General features: G+C 74.7%; 24 protein-coding genes and 1 riboswitch. Of the genes, 13 read left to right on the top strand and 11 right to left on the bottom strand.

The genetic code is table 11. From position 1 onward, the window contains the following. The first annotated feature begins 86 nt into the window (after window positions 1-86). Together ACQRUO_RS24880 and ACQRUO_RS24875 are read left to right on the top strand one after the other, a co-directional pair. A complete protein-coding gene (locus ACQRUO_RS24880) occupies window positions 87-1,421 on the top strand; it encodes a class II 3-deoxy-7-phosphoheptulonate synthase (RefSeq protein ID WP_428318277.1) in 1,335 nt (444 codons plus the stop codon). 173 nt (window positions 1,422-1,594) lie between these two features. Next, window positions 1,595-1,876 (top strand): (2Fe-2S)-binding protein, encoded by a 282-nt coding sequence (locus ACQRUO_RS24875; RefSeq protein WP_428318276.1) that lies wholly within the window; start codon window positions 1,595-1,597, stop codon window positions 1,874-1,876. Window positions 1,877-1,946: 70 nt separating this feature from the next. Here ACQRUO_RS24875 and bfr read toward each other — a convergent pair whose 3' ends face one another. Further along, on the bottom strand, window positions 1,947-2,426 hold the full coding sequence (gene bfr, locus ACQRUO_RS24870; RefSeq protein WP_428318275.1) for a bacterioferritin: 480 nt from the start codon (window positions 2,424-2,426) through the stop codon (window positions 1,947-1,949). Between the two features lie 198 nt (window positions 2,427-2,624). Between bfr and ACQRUO_RS24865 the strand changes: the two genes are divergently transcribed. Further along, window positions 2,625-3,254, top strand: a complete 630-nt coding sequence (locus tag ACQRUO_RS24865; RefSeq protein WP_428318274.1) for a sulfite oxidase-like oxidoreductase — start codon at window positions 2,625-2,627, stop codon at window positions 3,252-3,254. Window positions 3,255-3,278: 24 nt separating this feature from the next. On the opposite strand, the gene pknB is transcribed toward ACQRUO_RS24865, so the two are convergent. From pknB to thiO, 4 genes are all read right to left on the bottom strand, one after another. Then, the gene (gene pknB / locus ACQRUO_RS24860) at window positions 3,279-5,267 is read right to left on the bottom strand and encodes a Stk1 family PASTA domain-containing Ser/Thr kinase (protein WP_428318273.1); all 1,989 of its coding nucleotides are present in this window, start codon (window positions 5,265-5,267) and stop codon (window positions 3,279-3,281) included. A gap of 102 nt (window positions 5,268-5,369) precedes the next feature. Further along, window positions 5,370-6,188, bottom strand: coding sequence for a thiazole synthase (locus ACQRUO_RS24855; RefSeq protein WP_428318272.1), 819 nt, complete (start codon window positions 6,186-6,188; stop codon window positions 5,370-5,372). A 7-nt stretch (window positions 6,189-6,195) separates the two neighbouring features. After that, window positions 6,196-6,405, bottom strand: a complete 210-nt coding sequence (gene thiS, locus ACQRUO_RS24850) for a sulfur carrier protein ThiS (protein ID WP_428318271.1) — start codon at window positions 6,403-6,405, stop codon at window positions 6,196-6,198. Next, window positions 6,402-7,598, bottom strand: coding sequence for a glycine oxidase ThiO (gene thiO, locus ACQRUO_RS24845; protein ID WP_428318270.1), 1,197 nt, complete (start codon window positions 7,596-7,598; stop codon window positions 6,402-6,404). The genes thiS and thiO overlap by 4 nt, the downstream gene beginning before the upstream one ends. Next, a riboswitch (TPP riboswitch) is annotated at window positions 7,594-7,706 on the bottom strand. (Overlaps the previous gene by 5 nt.) Window positions 7,707-7,785: 79 nt before the next feature. Between thiO and ACQRUO_RS24840 the strand changes: the two genes are divergently transcribed. From ACQRUO_RS24840 to thiE, 3 genes are all read left to right on the top strand, one after another. Beyond that, window positions 7,786-8,982 carry an NAD(P)/FAD-dependent oxidoreductase gene (locus ACQRUO_RS24840; RefSeq protein WP_428318269.1) on the top strand — a complete coding sequence of 399 codons (1,197 nt, stop codon included), beginning with the start codon at window positions 7,786-7,788 and terminating at the stop codon, window positions 8,980-8,982. 75 nt (window positions 8,983-9,057) lie between these two features. After that, window positions 9,058-9,423, top strand: coding sequence for an Rv2175c family DNA-binding protein (locus tag ACQRUO_RS24835; protein ID WP_428318268.1), 366 nt, complete (start codon window positions 9,058-9,060; stop codon window positions 9,421-9,423). Beyond that, on the top strand, window positions 9,420-10,076 hold the full coding sequence (gene thiE / locus ACQRUO_RS24830; protein ID WP_428318267.1) for a thiamine phosphate synthase: 657 nt from the start codon (window positions 9,420-9,422) through the stop codon (window positions 10,074-10,076). Before ACQRUO_RS24835 ends, thiE begins: the two co-directional genes overlap by 4 nt. Before the next feature lie 41 nt (window positions 10,077-10,117). Here thiE and ACQRUO_RS24825 read toward each other — a convergent pair whose 3' ends face one another. Next, on the bottom strand, window positions 10,118-11,224 hold the full coding sequence (locus tag ACQRUO_RS24825; protein WP_428318266.1) for a polyprenyl synthetase family protein: 1,107 nt from the start codon (window positions 11,222-11,224) through the stop codon (window positions 10,118-10,120). A 189-nt stretch (window positions 11,225-11,413) separates the two neighbouring features. On the opposite strand from ACQRUO_RS24825, the gene metF reads away from it, so the two are divergent. Then, the gene (gene metF / locus ACQRUO_RS24820; protein ID WP_428318265.1) at window positions 11,414-12,328 is read left to right on the top strand and encodes a methylenetetrahydrofolate reductase [NAD(P)H]; all 915 of its coding nucleotides are present in this window, start codon (window positions 11,414-11,416) and stop codon (window positions 12,326-12,328) included. A 93-nt stretch (window positions 12,329-12,421) separates the two neighbouring features. Further along, window positions 12,422-13,243: a hypothetical protein gene (locus ACQRUO_RS24815; protein ID WP_428318264.1), complete on the top strand. Its 822-nt coding sequence runs from the start codon at window positions 12,422-12,424 to the stop codon at window positions 13,241-13,243. A gap of 28 nt (window positions 13,244-13,271) precedes the next feature. Here ACQRUO_RS24815 and ACQRUO_RS24810 read toward each other — a convergent pair whose 3' ends face one another. Further along, window positions 13,272-14,678, bottom strand: a complete 1,407-nt coding sequence (locus ACQRUO_RS24810; RefSeq protein ID WP_428318263.1) for a phytoene desaturase family protein — start codon at window positions 14,676-14,678, stop codon at window positions 13,272-13,274. Window positions 14,679-14,869: 191 nt separating this feature from the next. On the opposite strand from ACQRUO_RS24810, the gene ACQRUO_RS24805 reads away from it, so the two are divergent. The 3 genes from ACQRUO_RS24805 to ACQRUO_RS24795 all read left to right on the top strand — a co-directional run bounded on the left by ACQRUO_RS24805 (window position 14,870) and on the right by ACQRUO_RS24795 (window position 16,791). After that, complete coding sequence (locus tag ACQRUO_RS24805) at window positions 14,870-15,358, top strand: SAV_6107 family HEPN domain-containing protein (RefSeq protein WP_428318262.1); 489 nt, start codon at window positions 14,870-14,872, stop codon at window positions 15,356-15,358. A 10-nt stretch (window positions 15,359-15,368) separates the two neighbouring features. Continuing rightward, window positions 15,369-16,121: a methyltransferase domain-containing protein gene (locus tag ACQRUO_RS24800; protein WP_428318261.1), complete on the top strand. Its 753-nt coding sequence runs from the start codon at window positions 15,369-15,371 to the stop codon at window positions 16,119-16,121. A 277-nt stretch (window positions 16,122-16,398) separates the two neighbouring features. Beyond that, entirely contained in the window at window positions 16,399-16,791 is a 393-nt protein-coding gene (locus tag ACQRUO_RS24795; protein WP_428318260.1) for a DUF3040 domain-containing protein, read from the top strand. 145 nt (window positions 16,792-16,936) lie between these two features. On the opposite strand, the gene ACQRUO_RS24790 is transcribed toward ACQRUO_RS24795, so the two are convergent. From ACQRUO_RS24790 to ACQRUO_RS24775, 4 genes are all read right to left on the bottom strand, one after another. Beyond that, window positions 16,937-19,360, bottom strand: coding sequence for a transglutaminaseTgpA domain-containing protein (locus ACQRUO_RS24790; protein ID WP_428318259.1), 2,424 nt, complete (start codon window positions 19,358-19,360; stop codon window positions 16,937-16,939). Then, complete coding sequence (locus ACQRUO_RS24785) at window positions 19,357-20,691, bottom strand: DUF58 domain-containing protein (protein ID WP_428318283.1); 1,335 nt, start codon at window positions 20,689-20,691, stop codon at window positions 19,357-19,359. The genes ACQRUO_RS24790 and ACQRUO_RS24785 overlap by 4 nt, the downstream gene beginning before the upstream one ends. After that, window positions 20,688-21,773, bottom strand: a complete 1,086-nt coding sequence (locus tag ACQRUO_RS24780) for an AAA family ATPase (RefSeq protein ID WP_428318258.1) — start codon at window positions 21,771-21,773, stop codon at window positions 20,688-20,690. The genes ACQRUO_RS24785 and ACQRUO_RS24780 overlap by 4 nt, the downstream gene beginning before the upstream one ends. A 146-nt stretch (window positions 21,774-21,919) precedes the next feature. Further along, window positions 21,920-22,462 (bottom strand): beta-class carbonic anhydrase, encoded by a 543-nt coding sequence (locus tag ACQRUO_RS24775; protein ID WP_428318257.1) that lies wholly within the window; start codon window positions 22,460-22,462, stop codon window positions 21,920-21,922. Between the two features lie 342 nt (window positions 22,463-22,804). On the opposite strand from ACQRUO_RS24775, the gene rsmH reads away from it, so the two are divergent. Both rsmH and ACQRUO_RS24765 read left to right on the top strand, forming a co-directional pair. Further along, window positions 22,805-23,779, top strand: coding sequence for a 16S rRNA (cytosine(1402)-N(4))-methyltransferase RsmH (rsmH, locus tag ACQRUO_RS24770; protein WP_428318256.1), 975 nt, complete (start codon window positions 22,805-22,807; stop codon window positions 23,777-23,779). A 79-nt stretch (window positions 23,780-23,858) separates the two neighbouring features. Beyond that, on the top strand, window positions 23,859-24,545 hold the full coding sequence (locus tag ACQRUO_RS24765; protein ID WP_428318255.1) for a septum formation initiator family protein: 687 nt from the start codon (window positions 23,859-23,861) through the stop codon (window positions 24,543-24,545). Window positions 24,546-24,695: the final 150 nt, after the last annotated feature.

Genomic DNA, 24,695 nt, shown 5'->3' with positions numbered 1-24,695 from the left:
ACGCGGCTCGCGGAAATGTCCGCCCGGTGTCTCACCCATCGGAAGGCAGGACAAAACCGCTTGTCGCACCCCGTAGCCTTGAGCACGTGACCGTGACGAATCTCCACTCCTGGCAGTCCCTGCCCGCGGCGCAGCAGCCTGACTGGCCGGACCCGCAGGCGCTGCACAATGCCCTCGCGGACCTCGCCTCGTATCCGCCGCTCGTCTTCGCCGGCGAGTGCGACCAGCTGCGCGCCCGGCTCGGTGCCGTGGCGCGTGGGGAGGCGTTCCTGCTGCAGGGCGGTGACTGCGCCGAGGCCTTCGACGGCGTCTCGGCGGAGCACATCCGCAACAAGCTGAAGACCCTGCTGCAGATGGCCGCCGTGCTGACCTACGCCGCCTCGGTGCCGGTGGTCAAGGTGGGCCGGATCGCCGGCCAGTACTCCAAGCCGCGCTCCAAGCCGACCGAGACCCGCGACGGGGTCACCCTGCCGGTGTACCGCGGCGACTCGGTGAACGGCTTCGAGTTCACGCCCGAGTCCCGCCGGCCGGACCCCGAGCGGCTCAAGCGGATGTACAACGCCTCCGCCGCCACCCTCAACCTGGTCCGCGCCTTCACCACCGGTGGTTACGCCGACCTGCGCCAGGTGCACGCCTGGAACCAGGACTTCGTGCGCAACTCGCCGGCCGGTCAGCGCTACGAGCGGCTGGCCAAGGAGATCGACAACGCGCTGAGCTTCATGCAGGCCTGCGGGGTCGCGCCGGAGGAGTTCAAGACCGTCGAGTTCTACTCCTCGCACGAGGCGCTGGTGCTGGACTACGAGACCGCGCTCACCCGGGTGGACTCGCGCACCGGCGACCTGTACGACGTCTCCGGCCACATGGTCTGGATCGGCGAGCGGACCCGCCAGCTGGACGGGGCGCACATCGAGTTCGCCTCCAGGATCCGCAACCCGATCGGGGTTAAGCTCGGCCCGACCACCTCGGTCGACGAGGCGCTGACCCTGATCGAGCGGCTCGACCCGGAGCGCGAGCCGGGCCGGCTCACCTTCATCACCCGGATGGGCGCGGGCAAGATCCGCGACCACCTGCCGATGCTGGTGGAGAAGGTCACCGCCTCGGGCGCGCAGCCGGTGTGGATCTGCGACCCGATGCACGGCAACACCTTCGAGGCGGAGACGGGCCACAAGACCCGCCGGTTCGACGACGTGCTCGACGAGGTCAAGGGCTTCTTCGAGGTGCACCGCGGGCTGGGCACCCACCCGGGCGGCATCCACGTGGAGCTGACCGGCGACGACGTCACCGAGTGCGTCGGCGGTGGCGACGAGGTGCTGGTCGACGACCTGCACCAGCGCTACGAGACCGCCTGCGACCCGCGGCTCAACCGCAGCCAGTCGCTGGACCTGGCCTTCCTGGTCGCCGAGATGTACCGCGGGCACTGAGCCGGTGGGGCCGACCGGCCCCGCCACCGGGCCGCTCGGCCCGGCCGCAGTGTGACGAAGGCCCTGCCCCCGATCGTGGGGCAGGGCCTTCCGCCGTTTCCGGGGCGCCAGGTAAGGTAAGGCTTAGCTGATGGGCCGGAGAGCGGCCCCCGCACCACCCGGGAGAGACCGCGATGTACGTGTGCATGTGTCATGCGGTCACCGAGGACCAGGTCAAGCAGGCGATCGACGCCGGGGCCGACTCGCCGCGCCGGATAGCCCAGGGCTGCAAGGCCGGGACCGACTGCGGCTCCTGCGTGCGCCGGATCCAGGCGCTGCTCGGCGAGCACGGCGGCCGCCCGTGCCCGACGGCCCGGCTGGCCGCCAAGCTGGGGCTGGCCGACCCCGAGGCGCAGGAGCGCAGTGGCGACCGGCTCGCCGCGAACCAGCCGCTCCCGCTGCGCCGGACCGCCTGAGCCGGCCGGAGCGCCCGAGCCCACCGGACCGCCTGAGCCCACCGGAGCGCGGCCGAGCCCGCCCGGACCGTTAGCTCTCCGGCTGCTCGATCAGCTGCGCCAGGTAGAGCGCCTCGCCCAGCTTCTCCAGCAGCTCCAGCTGGGTGTCGAGGTAGTCGATGTGGTTCTCCTCGTCGGCCAGGATCGCCTCGAAGACGTTGGCCGAGGTGATGTCGTTCTTGGCCCGCATCACCACGATGCCCCGGCGCAGCCGGTCGATCGCCTCGACCTCCACCTGCCGGTCGGCCTCGAACATCTCCTTGACCGTCTGCCCGATCCGGACGTGGAACAGCCGCTGGTAGTTGGGCAGGCCCTCGAGCAGCAGGATCCGGTCGGTGAGCACCTCGGCGTGCTTCATCTCGTCGAAGGACTCGTGCCGGGTGTAGCGGGCGAGCTTGGTCCAACCGAAGTTCTCCTGCATCTTCGCGTGCAGGAAGTACTGGTTGATGGCCGTCAGCTCGGCGGTGAGCTGCTCGTTGAGGAACTCGATGACCTCGGGGTCGCCCTTCATGGCGGAACCTTCCTGCTGCATCCGGAACCAGGTGGACGCATCCTGGCACCGCCACGGGTGATATTTCCAGTAAGTTCACACTCACTCGGTTGTGTTACCGATTGTCCGATTTGCTCGCGATTCCCCCGGACGGAGGGGCGCGCACCACAGCCGAGGGGCGCGCACCGGGCGACGGCCGCCGTCTGTCACCATGGAGTCATGGGTCAGTCCGAACGAGAAGCACCGCCGCCGGCTGACCCGAGGCTCCCGCCCGGCCAGCGGCTGCAGCGCGGCTGGCCGGTCCTGCACTACGGCCCGGTGCCCAGGTTCAAGCCGCTGACCTGGGACTTCCAGGTGTTCGGCGCCACCGCCTCGGCCGAGAAGCACAGCTGGGACCACGCGGGCTTCCACGCCCTGCCGCGCACCTCGGTGCGCGCCGACTTCCACTGCGTGACCCGCTTCTCGATGCTCGACAGCGAGTGGAGCGGGGTGGCCGCGGCCACCGTCCTCGACCTGGTCCCGCCGGCCCCGGGCGTCACCCATGTGATGGTCTGGGCCGAGTACGGCTACAGCGCCAACCTCCCGCTGGCCGAGTTCGCCGACCCGCGCTCGCTCTTCGCCACCCACCACGACGGCGAGCCGCTCACCGTCGAGCACGGCTTCCCGGTCCGCCTGGTGGTCCCCCAGCGGTACGCCTGGAAGGGCCCCAAATGGGTGCGCGCGGTGGAGTACATGCGCGCCGACCGCCGCGGCTTCTGGGAGGAGCGCGGCTACCACAACGTGGGCGACCCGTGGGCCGAGCAGCGCTACTCCTACCAGGAGCAGCCGGGGGACGGACCGCTGCGCTAGGCCCCGCGGTCCGCCCGGCCCGACTCAGAAGTTGATCGTGACCGTGGACCCCTTCGGCAGCATGGTGCCCGGCTGCGGGCTCTGCCCGGAGACGTTGCTCAGCCCGAAGAAGTTGATCCCGGTGCTCTTCACCTTGAACCCGGCGGCCGCCAGCGCCTTGTCGGCGTCCGACTCGCTCATCCCGGTCACCGAGGGCACGGCCACCGGCTGCGGGCCCTTGGAGAGGGTGAGCGTGACCGTGCTGCCCGCCGCCGCGGTGCCGGTGACGTCCTGGGAGACCACCGAGTTCGCCGGCACCGTGTCCGAGTAGGACTGGTCGGCGGAGAGCTCCACCCGGAAGCCGGAGGCGGTCAGGCTGGCCTGCGCGGTGGCCACCGGCTGCCCGGTGGTGTCGGGCACCGGCACCGGCTGGGCGCCCTTGCTGACCACCAGCGAGACCGGCGCGTCCACCGCCAGCTGCTGCCCGGCGGCCGGGGAGGTGGAGATCACCGAGCCGGCCGGCACGGTGGCGCTGTAGTCCTGGCTGGTGCTGCCCGGGGTCAGCCGGGCGGCGGTGAGCTGCTGCTGCGCCTGGGCCAGCGGCTTGCCGGTGACGTCGGGCACCGCGATCCGCTCCGGCCCCTTGGAGACCACCACCTTGACCGCGTCGCTCTTGCGGGTCCGCTGCCCCACCCCGGGGTCGCTGCTGATCACCTGCCCGGCCGGCACGGTCTCGCTGAACGCCTGGCTGAAGCTGGCGTGCAGCCCGGCGCCGTCCAGCGTGGCGACCGCCTGGGTCTGGGTCTGGCCGAGCACGCTGGGCACGCTCGCGTAGACGGCGCCGGAGAGCAGGTAGCTGACCACCGTCACCACCAGCGCCACGCCGGCCAGCACCGACCCCCAGATCACCCCGCGCCGCATCCGTGCCCCGCCGCCGGCCCCGGCCGCCCGGCGCGGGCGGCGCGGCGGCGGGGGCGGCTCGTCGTACGGGCGCGGCCGGGTGATCAGCGACTCCGGCGGGGCGGCGAACACGCTGGTCCGCTCCAGCGGCGCGGCCGCCGGCGGGGTCGCCAGGGGGCCCGGGCGCTGCAGCACCGAGGTGGCGTCGGCGGCCGAGTACTGCGGGCTGGGCCGCCCGGAGGCCGGCGGCTCGGCGTCCAACTGGGCCGGCGTCAGGCCGCGGCGCACCCGCTGCAGCGCGGCCAGCAGCTCCACCGCGTCCCACGGGCGGGCCTGCGGGTCGCGGGCGGTGGCCGCGGCGACGATGGCGTCCAGCTCCGGCGGCAGGCCGGGCACCGTGCGCGAGGGCGCCGGCACGTCCTCGTGCAGGTGACGGTAGATCACCTGCATCGGGTTGTCCCCGACGTACGGCTTGCTGCCGGTGAGCAGCTCGTAGAGCACGATGCCGGCCGCGTAGACGTCCACCCGCTGGTCGGTCGTGTGGGAGGGCTGGATCTGCTCCGGGGCCAGGTAGGAGACGGTGCCCATGATCAGGCCGGGCGTGGTGGTGCTGGTCACCGAGGTGTCCGCGCCGGAGAGCAGCCGGACCAGGCCGAAGTCGGTCACCTTCACCAGGCCGTCGTCGGTGATCAGCACGTTCTCCGGCTTGACGTCCCGGTGCACCAGCCCGGCCCGGTGGGCGGCGCCGAGGGCGGCCAGCACCGGCTCCAGCACGTCCAGCGCCGCCCGCACCGAGAGCGCACCGCGGTCGCTCAGCAGGTCGCGCAGGGTGCGCCCGGGCACGTACTCCATCGCCAGGAAGACCGTCGCGCCGTCCGCGCCCTGGTCGAAGACGTTGACCACGTTGGGGTGGGAGAGCCGGGCGACCGCCTTCGCCTCCCGGATGAAGCGGTCGGTGAACCCGGCGTCCCCGGCCAGCGCCGGGTGCATCACCTTGAGCGCGAGCACCCGGTCGAGCCGGGTGTCGGTGCCGCGGTAGACGGTGGCCATGCCACCGACCGCGATCCGCTCCTCGACCCGGTAGCGGCCGTCCAGCAGCGAGCCGATATGGGGGTCGTTCAACGTCGTGTCCACCCGAGGAGTCTAGAGCCGGCCGCAACACGGAAGGGTGACCCGAATGTCATCGTTGTCCAACAGCCGGACCGCCCCCGCGGCGGGGACGGCCCGGAGGCGGCGTCAGAAGGCGGGCCGCTCGCGGTGGTCCAGCTCGGCCCGGCCGGCCATCGTCGAGGAGGCCTCGGCGTGGAACCGGCGCGGGATCCGGCCGGCCCGGTAGGCCAGCCGACCGGCCTCGGCGGCCCGCTTCATCGCGTCCGCCATCAGCACCGGGTCCTGCGCCCGGGTCACCGCGGAGGCCAGCATCACCGCGGCGCACCCCAGTTCCATGGCGAGCGCGACGTCCGAGGCGGTGCCGGCACCGGCGTCCAGGATCACCGGGACCCGGGCGCTCTCCACGATCAGCTGGAAGTTGTGCGGGTTGCGGATGCCCAGCCCCGAGCCGATCGGCGAGCCGAGCGGCATGATCGCGGCGCAGCCGACGTCCTCCAACTTGCGGGCCAGCACCGGGTCGTCGTTGGTGTAGGGGAGCACCGTGAAGCCGTCGTCGACCAGGGTCTCGGCGGCGTCCAGCAGTTCGATCGGGTCCGGCAGCAGGGTGCGCTCGTCGGCGATCACCTCCAGCTTCACCCAGTCGGTGCCGAGCGCCTCGCGGGCCAGCCGGGCGGTCAGCACCGCCTCGCCGGCGGTGAAGCAGCCGGCCGTGTTGGGCAGCACCTGGATGCCGTTGCGGGCCAGCACGTCCAGCACCGAGCCCTGGGTGTCCGCCTTGACCCGGCGCATCGCCACCGTGGTCAGCTCGGTGCCGGAGACCCGCAGCGCCTGCTCCAGCACCTCCAGGCTGGGGGCACCGCCGGTACCCATGATCAGCCGGGAGCCGAAGGTGGTGTCGCCGATCGTCAGGCCGTCCTTGTCGTCGACCGGAAGGATCTCGCTCATCGTCGGATCAGCCTCCCTGCACCGCGGTCAGGATCTCCACCCGGTCCCCGGCCGCCAGCCGGGTCGTCGGCCACGAGCCGCGCGGCACCACGGCCTCGTTGACCGCGGCCGCCACTCCCGAGGGCGCCTTGGAGAGCTCGGCGACCAGCTCGGCGAGGGTCGCGTGCTCCGGCAGCTCGCGGGGCCGACCGTTGACGGTCACGGGAATGGGGGTCATGCCAGGCTCCTGAGGGCGGAACGATCGGGGGAGACGAAGCGGTCGGGGGAGAACGGCGCGGCGAGCTCGGGCAGCGTGCCGTCGGCCAGCTGCTCGGCCAGCAGGTCGCCGGTGACCGGGGTGAGCAGCACCCCGTTGCGGTAGTGGCCGGTGGCGGCCACCAGGCCGGGCAGCGCGGTCGGGCCCAGCAGCGGCGCGTTGTCCGGGGAGCCGGGCCGCAGCCCGGCGCTGGTCTCCACCAGCGGCAGCTCGGTGATCCCGGGCACCAGCTCGTGGGCGTCGCGCAGCAGCTCGTAGACGCCGCCGGCGGTGACCGTGGTGTCGTAGCCCTGCTCCTCGGTGGTGGCCCCCACCACCAGCTCGCCGTCGGCCCGCGGCACCAGGTAGAGGTGTCCGCCGCGGACCACCGCGCGCACGTTGCGGGAGAGGAAGGGCGCGTACGGTCCGGGGATCCGCAGCCGCAGGATCTGGCCCTTGACCGGCCGGACGGCGGGCAGCACGCCCGGCGGCAGCCCGGGCAGCAGGTGGCTGCGGCAGCCGGCCGCCAGCACCACCCGGTCGGCGCCGAGCACCGTGCCGTCGGCCAGCCGGACCCCGCGCGCCCGGTCCGCCTCGACCACCAGCTCGACCGCCTCGGCCCGGTGCACCCGCACCCCGGCCAGCTCGGCGGCCCGCAGCAGCGCGGCGGACAGCCGGCGCGGGTCCACCTGGTGGTCGTCGGCCACGTGCAGGGCGCCGCGCACGCCCGGGGCCAGCATCGGCTCCAGCCTGCGGGCCTCGCGGCCGGTCAACCAGTTCGAGTCCAGGCCCAGCCGGCGGTGGAAGGCGTGCAGCTCGGCCAGCTCGGCCTTGTCGTCGGCGTCCAGCGCCACCGCCAGGGTGCCGGTGGCCCGGTAGCCGGTGTCCAGCCCGGTGAGCGCCGTCAGTTCGGCGGTGAACTCCGCGTACCGCGCGTTGCTCGCCATGCCGAGGCGGAGCAGCGGCTCCTCGCCGTACTGCAGCTCGGTGACCGGGGCCAGCATGCCGGCCGCCACCTGCGCCGCGCCGCCGCCGGGTGCCGGGTCGACCAGCGCCACCCGCAGCCCGCGCTGCGCGGCCCGCCAGGCGACCGCCAGGCCGATGACGCCGCCGCCGATCACCAGCACCTCGGCGCCCCCGCCGGTCGGTTCGAGATCGCGTTCGTCGCGTGCCAAGAGGACCAGTTCTCCCTTCGCCGGAATGACCCGGATCAGGTTCGGACGGTCGCGGGCCGCCGCAGCCCGCCTCTCAGCCCGGTGCACCGGGCTCCCGTGAGGATGCCCCCACCATAACGCCGGGTGACGGGGGGACTGAAGGCACCGACCAGCCGGTGGACTGCGCGGGGCTCGCTACAGTGACCGGGTGGCTGAACTGAAGAGCACGGATCGGGTGGTCGTGGTGGGCGCCGGCCTGGCGGGCGCCCAGTGCGCGGTGGCGCTGCGCGAGGGGGGCTTCGACGGCGGGCTGACCCTGGTCGGCGCGGAACCGCACCGCCCCTACGACCGGCCGCCGCTCTCCAAGGACGTGCTGCTCGGCAAGGCCGAGGGGACCACCTTCGATCTGGACTGGGACGGCCTGGGCGTCGAGCTGCTGACCGGGCGCCGGGCCACCGCACTGACCCCCGGCACGCTGCACACCGACGCCGGCGACCTCGGCTACGACCGGCTGGTCCTGGCCACCGGCGCGACGCCGATCCGGCTGCCCGGCGACGGCGCGGCCCGGGTGCTGCGGACCGTCGACGACGCGCTGGCGCTGCGGTCGGCGCTGCGCCCCGGGGCGCACCTGGTGCTGGTCGGCGCCGGCTGGATCGGCGCCGAGACCGCCACGGCCGCCCGGCTGCTCGGCTGCCGGGTGACCGTGATCGAGGCCGCCGAGCTGCCGCTGCCGGGCGCGCTGCCCGCCGAGCTGGCCCGCCCGATGGTCGGCTGGTACGCCGAGGCCGGGGTGGACCTGCGGCTCGGTGCCCGGGTGGAGCGGATCGAGCCGGGGGTGGTGCACCTGGCCGGCGGTGCCTCGGTGGCCGGCGACGAGGTGTTGGTGGGCGTCGGGGCCCGCCCGGACACCGGCTGGCTGGCCGGCTCCGCGGTGGCGCTGGACGCCGCCGGCGCGATCGTCGCCGACGAGCGGCTGCGCACCTCGGTGCCCGACGTCTGGGCGGCCGGCGACTGCGCCAGCTACCCCTCGCTCCGGTTCGGCAACCGAACGGCCGTGCAGCACTGGGACCACGCGCTGCACTCGGGCCGCGCGGTGGCGAGCGGGCTGCTGGGCGGCACCGACCCCTACGACCCGGTGCCCTACTTCTGGTCCGAGCAGTTCGGGCGGATGGTGCAGTACGCGGGCCGGCACCGGGACGGCGACCGGGTGCTCTGGCGGGGCACCCCCGAGGACCCGGAGTGGAGCGTGCTCTGGCTGCGCGAGGGCCGGCTGACCGCGGTGCTCGCCGTGGACCGGCCGCGCGACCTGGCGCAGGGCCGCCGGCTGGTCGACCAGGCCCGGGTGCTCGACCCGGCCGCCGCCGCGGACCCGGCGGTGGCGCTGAAGTCGGCGGTCCTCGACTGACCCGGCCGTGGTGCTGACACCTCCCTGACGGGGTGGTGGGTGCGCGCTGCCCTCGCGAGGTGGCAGGCTGGTGCCGTGAGTGAGACGGAATCCAAGATCGAAAGCCTGGTCCAGGACTGGGTCTACCTGCCCGACATCTCCGAGCGCTGGGGTGTGCTGGTCACCGAGGTCCGCAAGATGGTCAAGGAGCACCGCCTGATCGCGGTGCGCCGCGGCGAGAACAACGCGCTCCAGGTGCCGGCCGCCTTCATCGCGGACGACGGCCTGGTCAAGCACCTCGGCGGCACGCTGACCGTGCTGCGCGATGGCGGTTACGACGACGAAGAGATCCTGGAGTGGCTCTTCACCGAGGACCCGAGCCTGCCGGGCAGCCCGATCCAGGCGCTGCGCGAGGACCGGGGCACCGAGGTGAAGCGCCGCGCCCAGGCGATGGCGCTGTGACGGGCACTGCCGACCCGCGGGCGCAGCTGGCCGACGCCCGGCTCTACCTGTGCACCGACGCCCGGCGCGAGCAGGGTGACCTGGAGCAGTTCCTGGACGCGGTGCTGGCGGGCGGCGTGGACATCGTCCAGCTGCGCGACAAGGGGCTGGAGGCCCGCCAGGAGCTGGAGTACCTGGAGGTCTTCGCCGCGGCCGCCGAGCGGCACGGCAAGCTCTTCTCGGTCAACGACCGGGCCGACGTGGCGCACGCCGCCCGGCCGCAGGTGCTGCACCTGGGCCAGGACGACCTGCCGGTGCCGGCGGCCCGGGCGATCCTCGGCCCCGAGGTGCTGATCGGGCGCTCCTGCCACGCCGAGTCCGAGGTGGCCGCCGCGGTCGCCGAGCCGGGCGTGGACTACTTCTGCACCGGACCGGTCTGGCCGACCCCGACCAAGCCGGGCCGCCCGGCCCCGGGCCTGGGTCTGGTCGAGTACGCGGCGCGGCAGCAGAGCGACCGGCCGTGGTTCGCGATCGGCGGGATCGACCTCGGCAACCTGGACCAGGTGCTGGCGGCCGGCGCCCGCCGGGTGGTGGTGGTCCGGGCGATCACCGCCGCCGACGACCCGGGCGCGGCCGCGGCCGAGCTGGCCCGGCGGGTGCGGGCGGCCGACTGACGGCAGCCGGCGCCGGGCAGTCCCGGTAACGCCGTACGACCTCAGTAACGACGGACCGTGGCGGCCCGGGCGAGCGCGAGCAGCGTGTCCCGGGCCGCTTCGTCCTTGAGCGGAGCCGCCGCCAGCGCGGCCAGCGAACGCGTCATCAGCTGCTCGATCCGCTCCTCCACCTGCGCGGGGGCCCCGCTGCGCGCCACCAGCTCGCCGAGCTCGGCGATCTCCGCCGGGGTGAGGTCGGCTGCGCCCAGCCGGGTGTCCAGCCGGGTCGACTGCTCGCGCGGCAGCGCCCGCAGCGCCAGCGCGACCAGCAGGGTGCGCTTGCCCTCGCGCAGGTCGTCGCCGGCCGGCTTGCCGGTGACCGCGGGGTCGCCGAAGACGCCGAGCAGGTCGTCGCGCAGCTGGAAGGCCTCGCCCAGCGGCAGCCCGAACTCTCCGTAGGCCGCGACCAGTTCCTCGCTCGCACCGGCCAGCCGGGCGCCCACCTGGAGCGGGCGCTCGATGGTGTACTTCGCCGACTTGTAGTGCAGCACGGTGGTGGCCCGGGTCAGCGCCAGGTCGTCGGTGGAGTCACCGGCCACCGGCTCCAGCACGTCCAGGTACTGCCCGGCCATCACCTCGGTGCGCATCAGGTCGAAGACCGGCTTGGCGGCCAGCACCGCCTCCGGGGTCAGGCCGCAGCGGACGAACAACTCGTCGCACCAGATCAGCAGCAGGTCGCCGAGCAGCACCGCGGCCGCCGCACCGTACTGCTCGCGGTCGCCGCGCCAGCCGCGCTCCCGGTGCAGCGCCTCGAACCGGCGGTGGATCGAGGGCAGCCCGCGGCGGGTGTCGCTGCGGTCCATCAGGTCGTCGTGCACCAGGGCGCTGGCCTGCAGCAGCTCCAGCGCGGCGGCGGCGGAGAAGATCCCCTCGTGGTCGTCGGGGCCGCCCGCGCCGCGCCAGCCCCAGTAGCAGAAGGCCGGGCGCAGCCGCTTGCCGCCGTCCAGCAGGAAGTCGCGCAGCGCGTCCGCGGCCGCCACCAGGTCCGGGGAGATCGAGCTCAGCAGCGCGTGCTGCTCGGCCATGAACCGGGCGAGCGCGGCGTCCACCCGGGTGCGGGCGGCCGCCTGGTCGAGCGGCTGCACGGGCGTGGGGCTGGGCGAGGTCACGGGGCACTCCGGGGTGAGCGGGGAAGGAGTTCAGCCTAGCCGGACGGTGCTGCGAACCGGTGGGCCGCGAGGGGTCGGCGGGCGGTCCGTCCGGCCGTGCGGAGCAGTCTGTCCGACCGTGCAGACGAATTGTCTCAGCTGTTGAGCGCGGGTTGTCCGGGCCACCACCTCGGCGGATACCCTGCGAACATGGCACTCGGCGTTCCCTCCACCAGAACCGACCGCGCCCAAACGGTCCGCGAACTCCTGGCCGCCGGGAAGCGCTCGTACTCCTTCGAGTTCATGCCCCCGCGCACCGAGGCGGCCGAGCACAAGCTCTGGGCCGCGATCCGCCGGCTGGAGCCGCTGAACCCCAACTTCGTCTGCATGACCTACGGCGCCGGCGGCTCCACCCGCGGACGCACCGTCAACATGGTCGGCCGGATCGCCACCGAGACCACGCTCACCCCGGTCGCCCACCTGACCGCGGTCGACCACTCGGTGGCCGAACTGCGCAACATCATCGGCCAGTACGCCGACCAGGGCGTGCGCAACGTGCTCGCAGTGCGCGGCGACCCGCCCGGCGACCCGATGGGCGAGTGGGTGCCGCACCCGCAGGGCGTCACCTACGCCTGCGAACTGGTCGAACTCATCAAGTCGATCGGTGACTTCTGCGTGGGCGTGGCCGCCTCGCCGAACATGCACCCGCGCTCCACCGACTGGGACGACGACATCCGGCACTTCGTCGCCAAGATCCGGGCCGGCGCCGACTACGCGATCACCCAGATGTTCTTCGAGGTGGAGGACTACCTGCGGCTGCGCGACCGGGTGGAGGCGGCCGGCTGCGACACGCCGATCATCCCGGAGATCATGCCGGTCACCAACGCCAAGCAGCTGGAGCGCTTCCCGCAGCTGAGCGGCTCGGCCTTCCCGGCCGAGCTGGAGGCCCGGCTGCGCGCGGTCCAGCACGACCCGGCGGCGCTGCGCGAGGTGGGCATGGAGCACGCCACCTCGATGTCCGAGCGGCTGCTCGCCGAGGGCGCTCCGGGCCTGCACTTCATCACCCTCAACGGGTCGACCGCGACGCTGCAGATCTACCAGAACCTCGGGCTGCACCGGGGCTGAGCGGCTGCGCCGCGGATGTGGGGCGGCGGCTGTCGAACAGGTACAGTCGCCGGACACGCATGTCGCGCGCCGGGCAGTGGTGGAGGAACGCCGATGGGCATCGGGATGCTGGCCTTGTACGCGGCGCTCGCCGTGGTCGCGCTCTGGCTGGTGGCCGAGCTGCTGCTGCAGAACCGGGCCCCGGTGCACTGGCGCGGGGCCGCGCTCGGCGGCTTCCTGCTGGTCGCGGCCGGGATGGCGGTGCACTCGGTGCCGGTGATCGCCGGCGGCGCGCTGGCCTTCGCGGTCGGCCAGGCCTTCGTCACGCTCTCGGTCAAGCGCGGTTACACGGCCGGCTGGTCGCTGCGGTCCGCCGACGGCTCGCTGCCCGGCCCGCTGGCCAAGGTCCCGCTGCTCGGCGCGGCGACCGGCGGCACGCCGGCACCGGCGGTGGTGGCCGCCGCCGCACAGGTCGGCGAGGTCGGGCCGATCGAGGCGACGGGGGACGGGCCGGCGGACCCGGAGCTGCCGGAGCCGGCCGAGCCGGTGGCCGCGTTCGACGCCGAGTACGGGTACGAGTCGGTGTACGAGACCCAGCAGCAGCCGATGGGCCAGCAGCCGGTGGGCCAGCAGATGGTCGACCAGGCCGGCTACCCCTACCAGGAGCAGCAGCTGCCGCAGCAGCAGTACTACGACCCGAACCAGTACCAGCCCGAGTACGGCGGCTACTACCAGCCGCAGCCGCAGCCGCAGGACTACGCCGCCGCCGGTGACTACCAGCAGGCCTACCCCTCCTACGAGCAGCAGCAGTGGCAGCAGCCCCAGCAGCAGTACTACGACCCGAACCAGTACCAGCCGGAGTACGGGGCGGTCCCGCAGCAGCAGGCACCGGCGTACGAGTACTACCAGCAGCCGCAGCCCGGCACCTGGCCGTAGGGCCGCTCTGACGGATCGTGCCGGGCGCTCAGGCCGGCCCGATCAGCCCCGCCACCACGCACGCCGACATGCCGGCCCGGGCCAGCCCGCCGCCCGGGTGCGCGGCGCCGCCCACCAGGTACCGCCCCGGCCGGTCCGCGGCGGTGTTGGCGGGCTGCAGGAAGGCGCCGCCGGCCCCGGCCAGCGCCGGCCGGGCCACCGCACCACCCGGCGCCGAGGTCTCCCGCTCGGTGTCCGCCGGGGTCCGCACCACCCGCCAGAGCACCCGGTCCGCCAGGTCGGTGCCGGCCGCGGCCAGGTGGGCCAGCAGCCGGTCCGCGTACCGCTCGGCGACCCCCGGGGCGGTCCAGTCGAAGACCGCCTGCGAGGGCACCGTCACCGTCAGGGTGACCGCCTCGTGCGCCTCGTCCGGGCGCAGCGCCGGGTCGTCGGGGCGCAGCAACTGCACGGTGGGGCGCTCGCAGAGCCGGGCGGGGGAGCCGAACAGTGCGGCCAGCTCGTCCTGCGGGTCGGCCGCGTGCACCACGGTGCGGTGCACGGTGCCGGCGGGGCGCGGGCCGCGCAGCGCGAGCAGCACGGTGAACCGGCCGGGGGCGCTCGCCTCGCCCGGGGCCGGGCGCAGCAGCAGGTCGGCGTCCAGGTCGCCGGGCTCCGCCGCCGGGTCGACCCGCTCGCCGAACCGGAACCGGACGCCGCGCTGCTCGCACCGCCGGTACACCGCGTCGGCCAGCGCGCGCAGGCCGCCGTGCACGTACCAGACGCCGAAGGTCTGCTCCATGTACGGGATCACGGTGGCCCCGGCGGGGGCGGTGCGCGGGTCGAAGCCGAAGCGCAGCGCGTACTCGGTGAGCAGCGCGGTGAGCGCGGGGTGCCCGCCGAGCTCGCGGGCCGCCACCTGCGCCAGGGTGGGGGCGGCGGCGGGCCGCAGCCGGGCCAGGCCGCGGCGCGGGGCGACGGGGTAGGGGTCGGTGCCCAGCCGCGCGGGGTCGGCGGGCAGCGGTTCCTCCAACAGCGGGCGGCGGGTGGCCTCCCAGACCGCCCGGCCGCGGTTCATCACCGCGCCCCAGCGCTCGCCGGCCCCGTTGCCGAACGCCTCGGTGAGGGCCTGGGCCACCCCGCCGCGGGAGGCGTTGGGCAGCGCGAGCCCGGTGCCGTCGGCGAACCGGTGCCGGCTCTCCGGGTCCACCGGGGTCAGTGTGACCAGCTGCTCGAGCGGTTCCCGGCCGGTCTTCAGGGCCAGGTCGCGGTAGACGGCGGGCAGCGTGAGCAGAGTCGGGCCGGTGTCGAAGGCGAACCCGTCGCGCTCGTGGCGGCCGAGCATCCCGCCGTGGGTCGGGCCGGCCTCGCAGACCGTCACCCGGTGCCCGATGGTGGCCAGCCGCGCGGCGGCGGCCAGTCCGCTGATCCCTGCTCCGACGACCACGATCCGTGCCATGGTCGGTGATCCTATTCCGGCCCGCCCGGGCCCGGCGCACCTGGTCAGGGGTGGTGCGTGGGCGGAGCGGCGGCCGGCGGCGGCGGAATTGTCAGTGCCGGCGGCCAGCATGGGCGGTGGACGGGTCGACCGGCCCGCCCACGACCGCTCCGGAGCCGGGCCGGAGCAGACCTGTGTGGGGAGTACAGACCATGACCGTCGCCGACCTCCCGCAAGAGATCCCGCTGCGCTCCGTCGACGTCCATCCCGTCCTGCTGAAGGCCGGAGCCCCGCCCGCCGCCCGGGACCTGCTGGCCCAGGCCCACCGCACCCTGCTCGCCGCCGCCGCGGCCGAGGACCCGCTGGAGCGCTACGCCACCGCGCACCTGGCCGCGCTGCGCACCACCGCCGCGGTGCTCGCCGTGCGCGGCCGCCCGGAGAAGAACCCGCGCCGCCGCAAGACGATCCGCAGCGCCTGGGAGGTGCTGCCCGAGGTGGCCCCCGAACTGTCCGAGTGGGCGGTGTACTTCGCCGCCGGAGCGGCCAAGCGCGCGGCGGCCGAGGCCGGGGTGCCCGGCGCCGCCTCGGCCCGGGACGCGGACGACCTGATCCGTAACACCTCCGTCTTCGTCCGCTTGGTCGAACGGGTGCTCAAGATGCCAGGCAATAGGGTGGGGGAGACCGGACCCCACGCCTCCTGAAGGAGCTCCCGTGTACCCCACCCGCCCGCGCAGCGCCCTGCGAACCGCCGTGGTCTGGGAGGTGGTGCGAACGTCGCTGGAGCGCCGGGCCGCGGAGCTGGACCAGCCGGTGCTCGACGTGCTGGACACCGGCGGCGGCACGGGCAACTTCGCCGTGCCGGTGGCCAAGCTCGGCCACCGGGTCACCGTGGTCGACCCCAGCCCCGACGCGCTCTTCGCGCTGGAGCGCCGGGCGGCCGAGGCCGGGGTCACCGACCTGATCCGCGCGGTGCAGGGGGACACCCAGACGTTGCCCGACCTGATCGCCCCGGCGTCGGTGGACGCGGTGCTCTGCCACGGCGTGCTGGAGGTGGTGGACGACCCGACCGAGGCGCTCGGCCACCTCACCGGGACGCTGCACAAGGGCGGCCTGGTCAGCCTGCTGGCCGCCAACCGCAACGGTGCGGTGCTGGCCCGCGCGCTGGCCGGCCACTTCGACGAGGCCCGCACGGTGCTGGAGGCGCCCGGCGGCCGCTGGGGCACCGGCGACCCGATGCCGCGCCGCTTCACCGTCGAGGAGCTGCACGAGCTGGCCGCCGCCGCCGGCCTCACGGTGGCCGCGGTGCACGGGGTGCGGGTCTTCGCCGACCTGGTGCCCGGGGTGCTGGTGGACACCGAGCCGGGTGCCATGGAGGCGCTGCTCCGGCTGGAGGAGGCCGCCGCCCAGCAGCCCGCCTTCCACGCGGTCGCCACCCAGCTGCACCTGCTCGCCACCCTCGGCTGAGCCCGGCGCCGGGCCGCCCGTCGGACGCCGCGCGGCAAGCCCCGGAAGTCTCGCCTCCGCAGCCGGGCACTCGGCGGCCGTCGTGTTCGTTGCACCCTCGTGGGGTGTGGCGAACGCGGCGGAAACCGTCGATCGTCGCCACCTCCGGATCTCGCCGCTGGACCGTATGATCTGGGTAAAGCCAGAACGCATGACGGCCAGACGCATGGGGCATATGGACCACGACAAGGCCAGGTGGCGGACCGGTCGCCCCGCGACCGACGAGTAGGAGGACTCCGTGCCGCTCTCGGAGCACGAGCAGCGACTGCTCGACCAGATGGAGCGAGCGCTGTACGCCGAAGATCCCAAGTTCGCGACGGCGCTTGAGGGAACCGGGCTGCGCACCTACACCCGTCGGCGGGTGTACCTGTCGGCGGCGGGATTCGTGGTGGGAGTGGCCCTCCTGATGGGAGGCCTGATCGTGACGCCGCAGCTGATCTGGCTGAGCGTGATCGGTTTCCTGGTGATGCTGGGGTGTGCGCTGGTGGCCGTGGCCGGCTGGCGCAAGCACCCGGTGGTCGGCCCCGGTGCCGGCCTGCGGGCGGCTCCGCCGGCCCGCCGCAAGGCCGGCGTGATGGACCGGATGGAACAGCGCTGGCAACGCCGTCGCGACGAGCACGACGGCCTCTGAGGGAGAGCACGACGGCCTCTGAGGGAGAAGTCAACGAACTGAACGCCGTGGGCGGGTGATCTTCGGACCACCCGCCCACGGCGTTTCCCGTTCCCCGGGGGAGCCGGTGGGGTGCACCGGGCCCGCCCGGCGCACCCCACCCAGGTCAGCCCCGGCGGTCCGCCCGCTCGGGCCGCCGCAGCCGCGCCCCGGCCCGGGCCAGCGCGGCCCGGGTGCGCAGTCGGGCGGCGAGCACCCGGTCGGCCAGTCGCCGGCCCAGCTGCGCCGCGGACGGCGGCAGCAGTACCGCGCGCACCCGGCGCAGCAAGCCCGCCGAGCTCCGCAGCCCGGCCCGGGCCAGGCGCACGTCCGGCCCCAGCGGGGCGGCCGGCTCCGGCGTGCGGGCGTAGAGCACCCGCTCGGTGGCCAGCGCCACCCGGCCCACCGCGGCCCGGGCGGGCCCGTCCAGCCCGGCCGCGGTGCTGATCCGCTCCCCGGTCAGGCGCGGGCTGTGCGCCTCGTCCGGCGGGATGCCGAGGTCCCAGGCCGAGTCGATCAGTTCCTGCCAGGCCGCCAGCACCTGCGCCTCGGTCAGCGCGCCGCCCGGGCCGCCCGGTCGCCGTCGACCGCTGCCGAGCCGGCGGCGGCGCAGCCGGCTGCGCCAGAGCATCGGCGACAGCAGCAGGAGCAGCACCAGCGCGCCGCCCGCGAGCCCGCCGATCAGGCCCGCCGGCAGTCCGCGCCCGGTCGGCGCGGCCGCCACCGGCAGCGCGGCGGCCGAGGCCGTGGCGGTGGGCTGCACGTGTCCGCAGCTGCCCTGCTTGCGGGCCTCCGCCGGGCAGTTCTCCCCGTTCGGGGCGCTGGTCGGCTGGTCGGGCGTGGCGGAGGCCGTGGCCGGACCGGTGGGCGTGGCCGCCGCGCCCTGCGGCCGGCTGTAGTCCGGCGCAACCCCGCGCGAGGGGGTCGGCTCGAAGCGCACCCAGCCGACGCCGGAGAAGTACAGCTCGGGCCAGGCGTGGTAGTCCTGCGTGCCGACCGTGAAGCTGCCGTCGCCGTTCGGGTGCCCCGGGGCGAAGCCGACCGCCACCCGGGCGGGGATCCCCAGGGTGCGCGCCATCGCGGCCATGGTGGCCGAGAAGTGCACGCAGAAGCCGGTCCGGTCCTGCAGGAACTTGGCGATCGCGTCCGGCCCGGTGCCCTGGTCCACGTGGGTGCTGTAGCTGAAGCCGCCGGTGGTGGTGAACCAGTCCTGCAGCGCGACCGCCTTGTCGTAGGCGGTCTCCTTGCCCGCCGTCACCTGCAGCGCGGTGGCCTTGACCACGCCGGGCAGGTTGCCTGGCACATCGAGGTAGCTGTCGGTGATCGACTTGGGTGCGGGCGGGGCGTCGCGCAGCTGCTCCGGCGTCGGGTCGACGGCCAGCGAGGTCACCGTGTAGTCCAGCCCGGTGGGCTGCAGGCTCTGGCCGCCGACCAGGGCGCCGACCTCCGGCTCGTAGCGCCAGTTGCCCGGCACCCGGACCCGCTCCATCGGGTACGGCGCCGGCAGCCAGTTGGTGCTCAGGCTCGGCGACATCGCGATGGTGGTCACGAAGGGCGTCGCCGGGACGTCTCCGGCCAGCCCGGCCGGCGCCGGCAGCACCGAGGGCAGCGCCACGATGTCCTGCTTGCCGGGCTTCCACTCCTGGCCGTCGAACTCGTCCAGTGCGGTGATCCGCAGGTAGGTGCTGCGCAGCACGCTGGGGTCGCCGCGGTAGCTGAGCAGCTCCTGGTTGTCGGACCCGCGCAGGCCGTCGGTCAGCGCGACCACCGGGCTGAGCGCGTTGATGTTGCCGCCGCCGGAGCCGGTGCCGTCGTTGCCGAAGCCGTTGTTGACCAGGCTGAGGTCCCAGTTCGGCGCGAGGGCCGGCAGCACCATGGCCACCGCCAGTGCGACCAGGCCGATCCGGTGGCCGCCGGTGGGCACGCCGCTGGGGCCGTCCCCGGTGCCGGCGCCGCGGAAGACCCGGCCCCAGCGGGAGAGCCGGTCGCGGCCCTCGGCGAAGAGCAGCATCAGGTAGCCGGCGCCGGCCGCCAGGAACCAGAGCCAGCCGGCGCCGCCCTGGGGGCCGGCCAGCCCGGTCCCGACCGAGTAGAGGGCCAGCAGCGGCAGCCCGGCCAGCGGGGCCCGCCGGAAGCCGACCGCCAGCCCGTCCACCAGGATCGCGACCAGTGCCACCGAGGAGATCATCACGAACCGCAGGCCCGGGGTGGCCGGCGCCGGGATCGTGTACTGGCTGATGTCGTTGCCGGCCGAGACCAGCAGGTCGTTCAGGGCGCTCAGGGTGTTCGGGCCGGGCACCACCACACCGATGAAGCTGGTCCGGACCGAGCCGAACAGCAGCAGGTAGCCCGCCACCACCAGCTGGACCAGCACGGTCAGCAGGTGCGGCGCCGACAGCCGGCGCAGCCCGGCGCCGACCAGGGCGATCACCAGGATCAGGCCGCCGGCCGGGATGATCCAGCCGGCCGGGCGCAGCAGCGGGGTCAGGCTCAGCATGCCCAGCGCGGTGGCGATGGCGGCGTACAGGGTCAGTCGTGCGCGGTCGCTCATGCGCTCGCTCCGTTCCGGCCGGCCGCCGGAGCGGGTCCGGTTTGGCGGTCCACCTGGCGCCAGAGGTCGGCCACCGCGTCGCCGGCCCGGGCGACCAGCACGGTCCAGCCGGCCTCGCGCAGCAGTCGCACCGGCCGCTCCAGCGGATCCGCCCCGCCCGGCGGCGGTGCCGTGCGCAGGCCCGCCCAGCTCCCGGTGTCCAGCACGAAGGCGATCGCCGCCCCGGCCCGTCGGCGCAGCCGGCCAAGGCCCGCCACCTGCTCGTCGTCCAGCCCGCCGAGGATCGCCACCAGCAGGCCCTCGCCGCCGATCCGCAGCACCTCCTCGGCGCGGCCCAGGCCGCTGCCGGTGGAGTGGTCGACCACGGCGAGCGAGTCCAGCAGCAGGCCGATCGACTCGGTCACCGAGCCGCTGCGGAAGGCGCTGGTCTCCGGCACCTGCTGGCCGTCGTCGGTGAGCAGCCGGGTCTGGTAGCCGCGCTCCAGCAGGTGGGCGCCGACCGAGGCGGCGCAGCCGACCGCCCACTCGAAGGAGGAGGCCGGGCCGCTGCCGCGGTGGCCGATCTCCCGGGTGTCGAGCAGCACGGTGGCCCGGGGGCGCAGCGGCTGCTCCTCGCGGCGGACCATCAGCTCGCCGTACTTGGCGGTGGACTTCCAGTGCACCCGGCGCAGGTCGTCGCCGTGCCGGTACTCGCGCGGCACGGTGTCGTCGTCGCCGGCCAGCGCGAGCGCGCGGGACAGGCTCTCGCCGTAGCCGGCCCACTCGCCGGACAGCCGCACCGGCGGCAGCGGGTGCACCTGGGGGACCACGGTGAGGGTGTCGGAGGCGTTGAACGAGCGGGTCAGTTCGCACATCCCGAACGGGTCGCTCAGCCGCAGCTGGAGCGGGCCCAGCGGGTAGCGGCCGCGCAGGTCGGAGCGGACCCGGTAGGAGACCTCGCGGAAGCCGCGCGGCTCCACCCGGTCCAGCACGAACCGCGGTCGCGGCCCGAGCACGTAGGGCACCCGGTCCTCCAGCATCAGCAGGCCGGTGGGCACCCGGGAGACGTTGTCCACCCGCAGGTGCACCCGGGCCTCCTGGCCGGCCGGCGCCCGGTGCGGGGTGAGCCGGCGGCCGCCGGCCACCTGGTAGCGGGTGCGCAGCAGCAGCGCCGCGGCGGACAGCGGCAGCGCGGCCAGCAGCACGCCGACCCGCAGCAGGGCGTTCTGGCCGAGCAGGTAGGAGCAGACCAGCGAGGTCAGTCCGGCGGCGAGGAAGGAGCGGCCGCGGGTGGTCAGGCCGCGCAGACCGGCCCGGAAGCCGGCCGGCTCGTCCGGTGCGGACACGGTCAGCTCCTCCGCCCGGGGGCCGCTCCCGGGAAGCCCGCGGCGTGGCCCGGCTGCGGGCTCTGCGGGCGCGGGATGGGCACCCGCCGGACCAGTTCGGCGACGATCTGCTCGGCCCCGCGCCGGCTCAGCTGGGCCTCCGCGGTCGGCAGCAGGCGGTGCGCCAGCACCGGCACGGCCAGCGCCTGCAGGTCGTCCGGCAGCACGTAGTCGCGCCCGGCCAGCGCGGCGGCGGCCCGGGCGGCCCGGACCAGGTGCAGGGTGGCGCGCGGGGAGGCGCCGAGCCGCAGCTCGGGCGAGGTGCGGGTGGCGTTGACCAGGTCGACCGCGTACCGGCGGATGCTGTCGGCGACGTGCACGGCGCGCACCACGTCGATCAGCTTGAGGATGTCGTGGGCGTGCGCGACCGGCTGCAGGTCGTCCAGCGGGGAGGCGCCGCCGTGCACGTCCAGCATCGCCAGCTCGGCCTCGGGGCTCGGGTAGCCGATCGAGATCCGGGCCATGAAGCGGTCGCGCTGGGCCTCGGGCAGCGGGTAGGTGCCCTCCATCTCCACCGGGTTCTGGGTGGCGATCACCATGAACGGGGAGGGCAGCTCGTAGGTGGTGCCGTCGATGGTCACCTGGCGCTCGGCCATCGACTCCAGCAGCGCGGACTGGGTCTTCGGCGAGGCGCGGTTGATCTCGTCGCCGACCACGATCTGCGCGAAGATCGCGCCGGGGCGGAACTCGAAGTCCATCCGCTGCTGGTCGAAGACGTTGGTGCCGGTCACGTCGGAGGGCAGCAGGTCGGGGGTGAACTGGATCCGGCGCACCGTGCAGTCCACCGACCGGGCCAGCGCCTTGGCCAGCATGGTCTTGCCGACCCCGGGCACGTCCTCGAGCAGCAGGTGGCCCTCGGCCAGCATCACGGTGAGGGCGAGCCGGACGGCCTCCGGCTTGCCCTCGATCACGCTCTCCACCGAGGCCCGGACCCGGTCGATGATGGCGCTCAGCTCGGGCAGGCCCAGCGGGTGCGCCACGGCCGCCGGCGCAGGCCGCGGGGCGCTCCCGTGCCTGTCCAGTCCGGCCTGCTCGTCGTAGGTCGTCACCCGTTCGCTCCTCGCCCCTGCTCCTGCCGGTCCGCCTCTCCGGGACCGCCGCAGCGGCATTCTTTCCTGAGAGGTGGCCAGAAGTCACCCGAAGGAGCGAGGCGCGCGGTGGGGCCGTCCCCCCGCCGCGCGTCCGGCGGACGGGGTCAGTGGACCTCGCGCAGCAGGCCGGTGTGCACGTCGAAGACGAACCCGCGCACGTCCGTGGTGTCCACCAGGAACGGCGAGGTGCGCACCCGCTGCATGGACTGGCGCACGTCGCCGTCCAGGTCCACGAAGGCCTCCACCGCCCACTGCGGGCGCTGGCCGACCTCCAGCTCCAGCTCGCGGCGGAAGTCCTCGGTCAGCCCGAGCAGGCCGCAGCCGGTGTGGTGGATCAGCGCGACCGAGCGGGTGCCGAGGGCCCGCTGGCTGATCGTCAGTGAACGAATGGTGTCGTCGGTGACCACACCACCGGCGTTGCGGATGATGTGGGCGTCGCCGAGTTCCAGGCCGAGCGCGGCGAACAGGTCGAGCCGGGCGTCCATGCACGCCACCACGGCGACCTTCTGCACCGGACGGGCGTCCATGCCGCCGTCCTTGAAGGTCACGGCGTAGCTGCGGTTGGAGCCGACGAAACGATCGATGATCGATTCAGTGGCCGAACCGGCGGGGTCGCTGGGGGACGACCGATCAGGGGTCACTGTCATGGGTACGACGGTAGTAGGAATTTTCGGGTTGTGGTGGGGGCGGGGTCGATTGGATGTGCTGGTGTGATGGAGCGCATAGGGCGCGCGTGGCGCGAGCGGGCGGCGCGGACCCGGGCGGTAGTCTGACGCTCCGTACGCAGCCCGAGGCCTCCTCCCGCTCCGTGCCACCTGACGCACCTTCCCCGGCGCCCGGCGGCACCCCTTCCCCCAGCGAGCGGGCGGGGACCCCGGGCGGCGTCCGGGCCGGCCTGGGCCGTGGGTCAGAATGGGTCGAAATCACAGCTCCGGGAGCCGCGCGTCGGCTGCCCGCGGCTCCCGTCCGACCGAAAGGCGCCCGCCCGCATGGCCACTGGCACACCGGAACCCAAGCACGTCCCGGTCATGCTGCAACGCTGCATGGATGCCCTGGCCCCGGCGATCGGCGGCCCCGGCGCGGTGGTGGTGGACGCCACCCTGGGCCTGGGCGGGCACAGCGAGGCGTTGCTCACCCAGTTCCCCGAGGTCCACCTGGTCGCGGTGGACCGCGACCCGGAGGCGCTGCGGCTGGCCGGCGAGCGGCTCGCCCCCTTCGGTGACCGGGCCACCCTGGTGCACGCGGTGTACGACGAGATCCCGCAGGTGCTCGACGAGCTGGGCATCGCGCGGGTCCAGGGGCTGCTCTTCGACCTCGGCGTCTCCTCGATGCAGCTGGACGAGGCCGAGCGCGGCTTCGCCTACGCCCAGGACGCCCCGCTGGACATGCGGATGGACCAGAGCCGCGGGATCAGCGCCGCCGAGGTGCTCAACACCTACAGCCACGGCGCGCTGGCCCGGATCCTCAAGGTCTACGGCGAGGAGCGGTTCGCCGGGAAGATCGCCTCGGTCATCGTCCGGGAGCGCGAGAAGGAACCGTTCAGCACCAGTGCGCGTCTGGTCGATCTGGTGCGCAACGCGATTCCGGCGGCCACCCGCCGCACCGGCGGCAACCCGGCCAAGCGGACCTTCCAGGCGCTGCGGATCGAGGTCAACGGCGAGCTGGAGGTGCTCGACCGGGCCATTCCGAACGCGCTGGAGGTGCTCGCGGTGGGCGGCCGGATCGCGGTGATGTCCTACCAGTCGCTGGAGGACCGGCTGGTCAAGCAGCACTTCGCGGCCGGCGCCACCAGCACCGCGCCGCCCGGGCTGCCGTTCGTGCCCGAGCAGCACCAGCCCTGGCTGAAGCTGATCACCCGCGGGGCCGAGCTGGCCACCGAGGAGGAGATCGAGCAGAACCGGCGCGCCGCGCCCGTGCGGCTCCGCGTGGCGGAGAGGATCCGCAGTACGGGTACCCGGGGCTAGGGCCTCGCCGCGGCCCGCCGCCGAGCCGGCCGGCGGGCGGCGCGGGCGGGCCGCGGCCGTCGAAACGGGGGAGGCAGGCGTGAGGGAGAACGTGGTGCAGGCGGCTGGCGGGAGCAGGCAGACGGGCAGGCTGCTGCCGGGGCAGCCGGGGCGGGCCCGGATCACCGTGCGCCCCGGGCGGTCGGGCCGCGGCGGTCGCGGGCGCACGCCCTTCGCGGTGCTGGTGGTGGTGCTGCTGACCAGCGGGCTGCTCGGCCTGCTGGCCCTGAACACCGCGCTCAACGAGGGCTCCTTCGAGCTGACCAAGCTGCAGAAGCAGACCACCACCCTGACCGACCAGCAGCAGCAGTTGCAGCAGCAGATCGACCACGCTTCGGCGCCCGACGCGCTGGAGCAGCAGGCCCGCCAACTGGGCATGGTGCCCGGCGGCGATCCGGCCTTCCTGCAGGACGACGGCAAGGTGCTGGGCAGCCCGGGGCCGGCCAAGGACAGCCCGCCGGTCAAGCGGTCCGACGCCCAGCTCTGGCCGGGCGGCAGCCAGCCCCCGGCCTCGCCGAGCCCCGCCCCCGGCCCGGGCCCGGGCGCTGTTACCGCCCCCGCCCCCGGCCCGGCCTCCGCCACCGCTCCCGCGGCCGGCCCGAGCAGCGCCGCACCGGCGCCGGCCGACACCTCGGGCGAGGGCACCCTGCGGGTCGACCCGGTCGGCCCCGCCACCCCGTCCAGCCCCAGCCCGTCCACCGGCCCGAGCGGAAGCGCTGCCCGATGACCACGCCACGCCGTCCCCGCACCCCCGGTGAGCGCCGCCCGGCCGCCCCAGAGCAGCGGCGCTCCGGCGAGCGGCCGCGCGGCCAGGGCGCCGGCGCGGCCCAGCCGGCCAAGCAGCGGGCCGAGCAACCCCCGAAGGCCGCCGCCAAGG

This window comes from Kitasatospora sp. LaBMicrA B282 (genome assembly GCF_050325825.1).
Classification (GTDB): Bacteria; Actinomycetota; Actinomycetes; order Streptomycetales; family Streptomycetaceae; genus Kitasatospora.
Note: the sequence above shows the minus strand (reverse complement) of the source record. Positions and strands in the feature narration are given on the sequence as shown.

What these genes read in the sequence shown, in the direction of transcription:
- ACQRUO_RS24875 (WP_428318276.1), top strand. Translation starts at nt 1,595, where the DNA reads ATGTACGTGTGCATGTGTCATGCGGTCACCGAGGACCAGGTCAAGCAG.
- bfr (WP_428318275.1), bottom strand. Translation starts at nt 2,426, where the DNA reads ATGAAGGGCGACCCCGAGGTCATCGAGTTCCTCAACGAGCAGCTCACC.
- ACQRUO_RS24865 (WP_428318274.1), top strand. Translation starts at nt 2,625, where the DNA reads ATGGGTCAGTCCGAACGAGAAGCACCGCCGCCGGCTGACCCGAGGCTC.
- ACQRUO_RS24855 (WP_428318272.1), bottom strand. Translation starts at nt 6,188, where the DNA reads ATGAGCGAGATCCTTCCGGTCGACGACAAGGACGGCCTGACGATCGGC.
- thiS (WP_428318271.1), bottom strand. Translation starts at nt 6,405, where the DNA reads ATGACCCCCATTCCCGTGACCGTCAACGGTCGGCCCCGCGAGCTGCCG.
- metF (WP_428318265.1), top strand. Translation starts at nt 11,414, where the DNA reads ATGGCACTCGGCGTTCCCTCCACCAGAACCGACCGCGCCCAAACGGTC.
- ACQRUO_RS24815 (WP_428318264.1), top strand. Translation starts at nt 12,422, where the DNA reads ATGGGCATCGGGATGCTGGCCTTGTACGCGGCGCTCGCCGTGGTCGCG.
- ACQRUO_RS24810 (WP_428318263.1), bottom strand. Translation starts at nt 14,678, where the DNA reads ATGGCACGGATCGTGGTCGTCGGAGCAGGGATCAGCGGACTGGCCGCC.
- ACQRUO_RS24805 (WP_428318262.1), top strand. Translation starts at nt 14,870, where the DNA reads ATGACCGTCGCCGACCTCCCGCAAGAGATCCCGCTGCGCTCCGTCGAC.
- ACQRUO_RS24790 (WP_428318259.1), bottom strand. Translation starts at nt 19,360, where the DNA reads ATGAGCGACCGCGCACGACTGACCCTGTACGCCGCCATCGCCACCGCG.
- ACQRUO_RS24775 (WP_428318257.1), bottom strand. Translation starts at nt 22,462, where the DNA reads ATGACAGTGACCCCTGATCGGTCGTCCCCCAGCGACCCCGCCGGTTCG.
- rsmH (WP_428318256.1), top strand. Translation starts at nt 22,805, where the DNA reads ATGGCCACTGGCACACCGGAACCCAAGCACGTCCCGGTCATGCTGCAA.